General features: G+C 59.8%; 6 protein-coding genes. 3 read left to right on the forward strand and 3 right to left on the reverse strand.

The features are described 5' to 3' along the window. The coding region (locus J4F42_20240) for a permease (protein ID MCE2487850.1) at positions 1–336 on the forward strand (336 nt) is incomplete at its 5' end. Between the two features lie 5 nt (positions 337–341). Here J4F42_20240 and J4F42_20245 read toward each other — a convergent pair. After that, positions 342–1679, reverse strand: a complete 1338-nt coding sequence (locus J4F42_20245; GenBank protein MCE2487851.1) for a hypothetical protein — start codon at positions 1677–1679, stop codon at positions 342–344. Between the two features lie 421 nt (positions 1680–2100). Between J4F42_20245 and J4F42_20250 the strand changes: the two genes are divergently transcribed. After that, positions 2101–2328, forward strand: coding sequence for a DUF2283 domain-containing protein (locus J4F42_20250; GenBank protein ID MCE2487852.1), 228 nt, complete (start codon positions 2101–2103; stop codon positions 2326–2328). Between the two features lie 37 nt (positions 2329–2365). Beyond that, complete coding sequence (locus J4F42_20255; protein MCE2487853.1) at positions 2366–3664, forward strand: Nramp family divalent metal transporter; 1299 nt, start codon at positions 2366–2368, stop codon at positions 3662–3664. Positions 3665–3675: 11 nt separating this feature from the next. On the opposite strand, the gene pglZ is transcribed toward J4F42_20255, so the two are convergent. Together pglZ and J4F42_20265 are read right to left on the reverse strand one after the other, a co-directional pair. Further along, positions 3676–6336, reverse strand: coding sequence for a BREX-2 system phosphatase PglZ (gene pglZ, locus J4F42_20260; GenBank protein MCE2487854.1), 2661 nt, complete (start codon positions 6334–6336; stop codon positions 3676–3678). Beyond that, complete coding sequence (locus tag J4F42_20265) at positions 6333–6842, reverse strand: hypothetical protein (protein ID MCE2487855.1); 510 nt, start codon at positions 6840–6842, stop codon at positions 6333–6335. The genes pglZ and J4F42_20265 overlap by 4 nt, the downstream gene beginning before the upstream one ends. Positions 6843–6984: the final 142 nt, after the last annotated feature.

Raw genomic sequence — 6984 nt, forward strand, 5'->3', positions numbered from 1 at the left:
AACGTCCTGGTTCCCCGCGAACTGCTCGTCAAATGGATGGGCGAGCAGGCCGGGTTTCGCGGCATCCTGATCGCCTGGATGCTCGGCCTACTCATGCCGGGCGGCCCGTATGTGGTGTTTCCGATTGCCGCCGCCCTCCTCAAGCAGGGCGTTGCCGTCGGTCCGCTGCTGGCCTTTATCACGGCTAAGGCGCTGCTCTCGCCGACCCGCCTGTTCAGCTGGGAGGTACCCTTCCTGGGCTGGCCGTTTGTCGCCGCCCGGGCGATTCCGAGCCTGCTGTTTCCGCCGATTATCGGCCTGATCGGCCAGCGCCTGTTTCAGCTGTTCTCCAAGTAGACGCCTCAACTGGAACTCATTTGGGCCTGGAGGACCAACAGGCCGCTGCCGACCTGGACCGCCACCAGCTTCTTGAGCGGAAGCATCACAATATCGCTCTCGGCCTCAATCTGCCCTATCAGCTCTTCGAGCCGAGCCCGAATGTCATCCGCCCGCGTCCGCTCACCCGCGTCCGAGGCCAGCCGATAGACCTGACCCAGATACAGGGCGGGATGCAGATTACGGCATACCAGCACGTCAAACGCCTGGGCCTTTGTGGCCTCCTGGTCGTAGTCCGGGTCTTGGAGCTGTTGTTGCTGGGCGGCCAACCGTTTCGGGGTGCGCCGCACATAATCGGCTACCGAGCGAAACAGGCGATTGGCCGGAACTTTTTCCCCAAGGGCTGAGAAATGGGTCTCAATCAGCCCCAGGGTCTCTTGCGTGCGCCGCATGCCCTCGGCCATCGCCTCGCGCCGCGAGCGCCCGCTCGGAGAGCTGTCAGCCAGAACCGGATCGGTGAAATACGGCAGCTCACATACCAGGCTCAGAGCCTCGGGCACCCGCTCTTGCAGATAGTCGGCCGAACTGGTCCCGGTCAGAATATGCTCGGCCGGATCTCCGCCGAGGTTTGTCTCCATATAGTCGTAACTGTCGCGCAGGCTGAAAAACGGATACACGGCCTGGGCCCAGGGCTGGATATACGGCACTTCGGCTTCGCCCTGGTGGAGTTCCAGCCCTTGGGCGGCCACCAGCCGGTGCAGCTGCCCGAACAGGGCCGGCACACGCCGCGAGGCGTAGAAATACACCCCGCAGAAACTGGCGTTATGCAGGGAGTAACAAAAGCCGGGACGGTAGTCCTCCATCAGCCGCATCAGGACCCGGGTCTCGGCCGACGGCGCAGAAAAGTGCAGGGTCTTATAGTCAATCGGAAAGCTCCACTCGACCTGTTCGGCCGAGGTCGGGCGGTAATAGTTCAGCGCATAGCGGAGCGGCGAGAAGCCGCCTTTCAGCCAGCCGGCGTTGAGCGCCAGTCCATCCGGGTCAATCACCTTAACGATCAGCAAGGTCGTATCGAGCTGCCGGAGCATATCGCGGCGCTGGCACAGGGCTCGACTCAAAAAATCGAGGCTGAGCGTGCCGATCGGCTCGTTGGGATGCGGCACGCCGAACAACAGCGCCGTCCGCGAGCCGTGGCCAACGGTCAGCAGCTCAATCGGTCGGCCATCCGTGGACGTACCGATGCGGCGCAGCCGGGCCAGGTCTGGAAATTCTTCAACCAGTTGCACCGAACTGTGGTGCAGCTCGTCAGGCGACAAAAACTCCTGGTAGTCGGGAATGGCGTGTAAAATCTCGACGATATCCATTGAGAATCCTGTGAGAGTCCTGCCCTCCACACACATGCCCCAAGCCGTCCGGCGGGTCAATGCACGGCCTGGCGTTCTTGACACGCCGGAGCGAGTCGTGTTTGTCTGCTGCGCCTATGGAGAAAAGAGAGCTGTCTCTCATCCCCTCAAAGAACGGCATTCCGATAAGATTGACGGCGGAACGCTGGGCTCATATCACCGAGGAACACGCAGAGCTTTCAGGGCGACGGGCAGACCTTCTTCAGACTCTCGTGGAACCGCAACGCATCCTTCTGGGACAAAGAGGGGAACTCCTGGCACTGAGAGAGTGGGAGTCGAGGAAATGGCTGGTTGTCGTTTATCGTGAATTCAGCGATGATGGATTTGTGATCACCGCCTTCTTCACACGCAGGCTGCGCGCGCTCGAAAAAAGGATACGAGTATGGCCATAGCAGACGTCCAGGAATACCTCAAACTTCTCCCGGTTGTGAAACGCGCCCCCCAGGGCTCCCTGTGGTCATCATACGATGCAGAGGCCGATGTTTTGTACATCAATTTCAAGAAACCGAGTCAGGCCACAGACAGCGAACTGACGGAGGACGATGTGATTATTCGCTATGAAGGGGACGCAGTCGTCGGAATGACCATCCTCCACGCGAGCCAACGCTAGCAAAACGAACCGCGTTTCAGGAAAGCTCCCCGCCTCAATGAGCACGACCGACTCCTCCACAGCCGTCCCGGCTGACCGCACTCCGGCCGATACCAACTTTGTCCGTTTTCTGAAAACCCTGGGTCCGGGCCTGCTGTTCGCCAGCACCGCCATCGGCGTCTCGCACCTCGTCCAGTCGACCCGGGCCGGGGCCGGCTACGGCTACGCCCTGCTGTGGGCAATCGTCATCGCCAATCTGCTCAAATACCCGGCCTTTGAGGCTGCCCCGCGCTATACCAACGCCACCGGCGAGAGTCTGATCGACGGCTACCTGCGCCTCGGCAAGTGGATGCTGTACGTCTACCTGCTGATTACCATTGCCCCGCTGTTCATCATCAACGCGGCGATCGGCTTCACCACCGCCGGGCTGCTGAACAATCTTCTGGGTCTGGACCTGTCGGCCGCAACGACCGCCCTGTTTCTGCTGGCCGTGTGTGTCGGGGTGCTGCTGGTCGGAGAGTACAGCCTGCTCGATAAGCTCATCAAGATCATCTGTGTGGTCCTGTTTGTCTCCACCATCGTCGCCTTCAGCCTGACCCTGGCGCGTGGTCCGGTGGCCACAGTTCCGTTCTATGCGGCCGACATCTGGACCGCCTCGGGTTTTGCGTTTTTGATCGCCCTGATGGGCTGGATGCCGGCCCCGGTCGATCTGTCGGCCTGGAACAGCCTGTGGACTCTGGAGCGCATCAAGCAGACCGCGTACCGGCCACGCATGAACGAAAGTCTGCTCGACTTCAAGCTCGGCTATCTCATGACCGCCTTTCTGGCCGTATGTTTCATGACCCTGGGCGCGTTCATCATGTACGGCTCGGGCCAGTCCTTCTCCAACCAGAGCGGCACCCAATTCACCAACCAGGTCGTGCAGCTGTACACCGCCACGCTGGGCGACTGGAGCTATATCATCATTGCCGCCTCAGCCTTCTCGGTCATGTTCAGCACCAGCCTGGTCGTGCTCGACGGCTACGCCCGGGCCATGGAGCGGACCTGCGCGCTGCTGTTCTCAAACGGCCAACACAGCCGGCGGATGTACAACCTGTGGGTCATCATCAGCGCCGTCGGCGCCTACTGGATGATCGCCCAGTTTCTGACCAGCTTCACCACCCTGGTCGATCTGGCGACCATCATCTCGTTTCTGGTCGCCCCGATTCTGGCCGCAGCCAACTACAAGCTGGTGTGCGGCACGTATATGCCCCAAGACGCCCGACCGCCGGACTGGCTGCGGCTGCTGGGCATTATCGGGATCGTCTTTCTGAGCGTGTTCAGCCTGATCTATGCCGGCCTGCGGCTGCTGGCGTGATTGACTGAGCCCTAATCGTCCCCGTCAATCTCAAATTGGCGGCACAGCAAGTCTCGATTCAATTCGATACTGCCTGAATCCTCATCGTGGCTGAGGATCTGATAGCCGTCTATGTTAAGGATCTTTTGGAGAACGGCGATAAGAGCGTTCAACCGTGCTGCCGGCGTCTTGACCGCGCGGGCAAACGCGGCCAAAGACAGTTTGCCTTCAGCTTGGTCTAGCGCCTCAAGAAGGACAGCCAGATGCTTGTCCACAGCCTCGGCTTGGCCAACAAGCTTCTTTTGCTTGGCAAAGACCGGTGAGTTCAGCAAGGCATGAATCCAGTCTGAGCTGACACCTTGCTGGGTCTGGGCAAAGTCAAATAGAGGTAGCCCTGACGGTTCTTGCGGCTCCGTCAGTTCTTGAGCAGACATGCTCGTGTCCTGAGTAGCGAGCGGCGGCGGCGTCTCTTGCCACCAGACCGGCGTTTCGATTGAGACAGCCGTCCAGCCTGGGCAAGGATCGCGGACGGACAGAACGGCAATCGGCACGATCATCTCTTGGGGAGATATCCCTCCATGGTAGCCACTCTTTTTGGGGCCATAGCGGAGGTGCTCGGTCCAAGGCGCAACTAGCTGCCGAGAATCAGGCATGAGGACACGCGGGCCACGGAGGGCCAACTCCCCATCTGTCACACGCCCATCGTCCACCCGCCACCGCTCTCCACCGCCGTCCTGCTGAAGGCTACGTGTGTGGTGCTCAAGCACGTGTCCATGGTCGGCCAGTAGGACAACCGCTCGACCCGCCGCCTCGGCTGCGTGCAGCAGGGTGGGAAGAATACGGATTTCATCTTTGGACCAGCGGATATCGAGCTGATCGCCTTTTAGTAACAGGTCGTCCACGGCATTGATGACCGTACCCACCACACGCTGCTGGGAATGGAGGATGGCGTCACAGACCTTTTCCTCTTCGGTCTGTAAGTCAGCTTTGTGGAAGAGTTTTGGCGGCAAGCTGGGACGGCTGTGTCGGAGCAAGCCTGGATGGCTTGCAAAGCCACGTTGTTCGTCTGTCGCATTTCCACAGCTGGGCTTTCCACATAACAGACTCGTGCGCGAAGCCTGAGTAACGGACGGAAGCACGGCAAGCCCGGGGCGTTGCTTTTCGTGTCCGTCTTCGCATAAGGCAACCCAATCCTGGCGGGTAATGCTGGCAACCAATTCGTGGCAAACTGTGCTGCTCATCCCATCAATAACGATCACCAGGACTGGCGCATGTTCGGCCAAGGGGACCACAATCTCGTCCAGAATGCACTCGGCTGGAATGAGCTGAGCACCGTTTGACGCCGAAGCTGTGGCGTCCTGGAGGAGTTCGGCAAAGCGACGGGCGTGCTGTTCGCGGATAGCCGTGACAGTCTCAAACAAATGCCCATACGCCTTTGACAGCTCACGGACCGGTTCCGAGCCCCGGACCTGAAAACGTGCCCAGTCAACAAAGCTCCCCTCATCCTCATGGTACTGAGCCGCTTCACCAAGCGATGAGAATGTCGGTGGACTGGTCGCAACGTGCTCTAACCAGCGTACCAGGCGTAACGCCATTTCACCTCGGTCGAGGCGACGATGCTCGTCTGACGAGCGGGATTGCTCATGTCGCTCGACCGCCCGCCATGCCTCGCTTAGAGGCAGCAGAGAGCGAGATGGCCCATTGTCTATGGCTTCTGAGAGCAAGCGGCCAAAACGGGCGAGATGCTGCTTAAAACCGCGCGGCGAGATATCGCTCACATACGCATACGCCTCAGCCTGGAGTTCCTCCAGAATCTCATCAGCTCGCTTCAGAAGCGCCCTGCGTTTGTGCGGATCGTCAGTCAGCTGGAAGCTGACGACCTCTGTGGCAGCAGAACACCACCGTTCGATCAGCACCGTGTCCGGTGTTTCACCTCCAAAATAGCGCTCCTCCATTTTTCCGGCGGCTTTGTCGAGTCGGCCGCGCAAGTCTTGATTGAAAACCACTCCTGCGGCAAGACCGACAGGGAGAATACCGGAATCCGATCGGCGCAGCAGACAATCCATGACCAGCTTGGCGACCGGCCCAAGGGACTGAGCAAACCAGGCAGCCATTGCCTGGCAGAAAGGCGCCGGGGCAGCTCGAAGCCGCTCGACATGGGCTTCCTCGGTTGACCATTTGAGAAGAGCGAGCAGATCGGGACGGTCACCGCTCAAACCGAGCTGGCGCTCAAGGAGGACTGCCCACACCGTCTCAGCGTCAAGAAAACCACCCGGTGCCGGAGGAACCGAGTCTGCCTCCAACAAATAATCCGCAATCCAAGCCTGTTGACTGACTCGCGGGTCAACGGTTCGGGCTTGAAACCGGGCTTTGACCAGCTGCCAGTTGTCAATCGTAAACAGCCGCCGCTTGGCCAACCTCAGCAAAATGTCCTCACCCAGCTCTTTTTCGTCCAGACGGGTAATCAGGACCTTGATGGCCTCGCCTTCAGCATTGTCCCGCAGCGCGATCCGCATCGCTAACGGAGAATCACACTGCTCGATGACATAGCGGTCGCGGCCATCTTGCTTATGGCGTTCGCCAGTCCACCGACCAGGCGCCTGGATGCCAATCACCCGTTCGTGGCTGTTCCGCTTGCGAACAGCCGCCACCTGGGCTTTGATTTGGCCAAAGGTCAGGACTGCTGTCGTCACTGTTCCGACTCACCTTCTTCAATGACCCAACGCATATTAAGTCGGATGGTCTGACCGCTTCTCAGCTCCTGCTCCAGACGAACAAGGAGGTCTCGCGCCGTGCTTATGTCCAGGTTATCCCGCCCTCTCTGATTGACGATACGTTTGCCCTTCACCACGGCATTTTCCGTAGGAGCGGCGTCACCGCTATGAGACTCGGTCAGCAGTGTAATGGCTTGAGAGCGCGCGGCCTGGAAGGCTAGAGCGAGTGGTATGACATGCTCATCGCTCTGTAAGGCTTGGACAATCGTGTCACAGATTTTCTCGGCCTCCTGCTGTCGTTCGTCAGTGAGCTTACGGATCGCCTCAAACAGCTCCCAACCTGTTTCCTCCAGCGCCGCGCCGAGAGGGTCGGCCTTGCTGAAACACTCTCCCATCGCCTCTGCTGTCGTGGCAACCGGTGCTGAGGCAAGCACGGCGATGACCTCGTCAGATTGCCCCGAAGAGAGGCGCTCGACGAGCTGCATCGTAGCGGCAGCCGTCTGCATGCGGGCCGTATCGCTCGGTTGAAGGCCAAACGCCTCAAGACGTGCTAGGGAGTGTCATCAGTTAAGGAGGATCACCGAGGCGGCCAGATAGATAGCTCCCAGAAAGCTGACCGCGCGTTTG

This window comes from Desulfurellaceae bacterium, assembly GCA_021296095.1.
GTDB lineage: Bacteria > Desulfobacterota > Binatia > Bin18 > Bin18 > JAAXHF01.

Bases quoted from the DNA above. Each gene is read 5' to 3' on its own strand.
- J4F42_20245 (MCE2487851.1), bottom strand. From the start codon at position 1,679: ATGGATATCGTCGAGATTTTACACGCCATTCCCGACTACCAGGAGTTT.
- J4F42_20250 (MCE2487852.1), top strand. From the start codon at position 2,101: ATGGCCATAGCAGACGTCCAGGAATACCTCAAACTTCTCCCGGTTGTG.
- J4F42_20255 (MCE2487853.1), top strand. From the start codon at position 2,366: ATGAGCACGACCGACTCCTCCACAGCCGTCCCGGCTGACCGCACTCCG.
- J4F42_20265 (MCE2487855.1), bottom strand. From the start codon at position 6,842: ATGCAGCTCGTCGAGCGCCTCTCTTCGGGGCAATCTGACGAGGTCATC.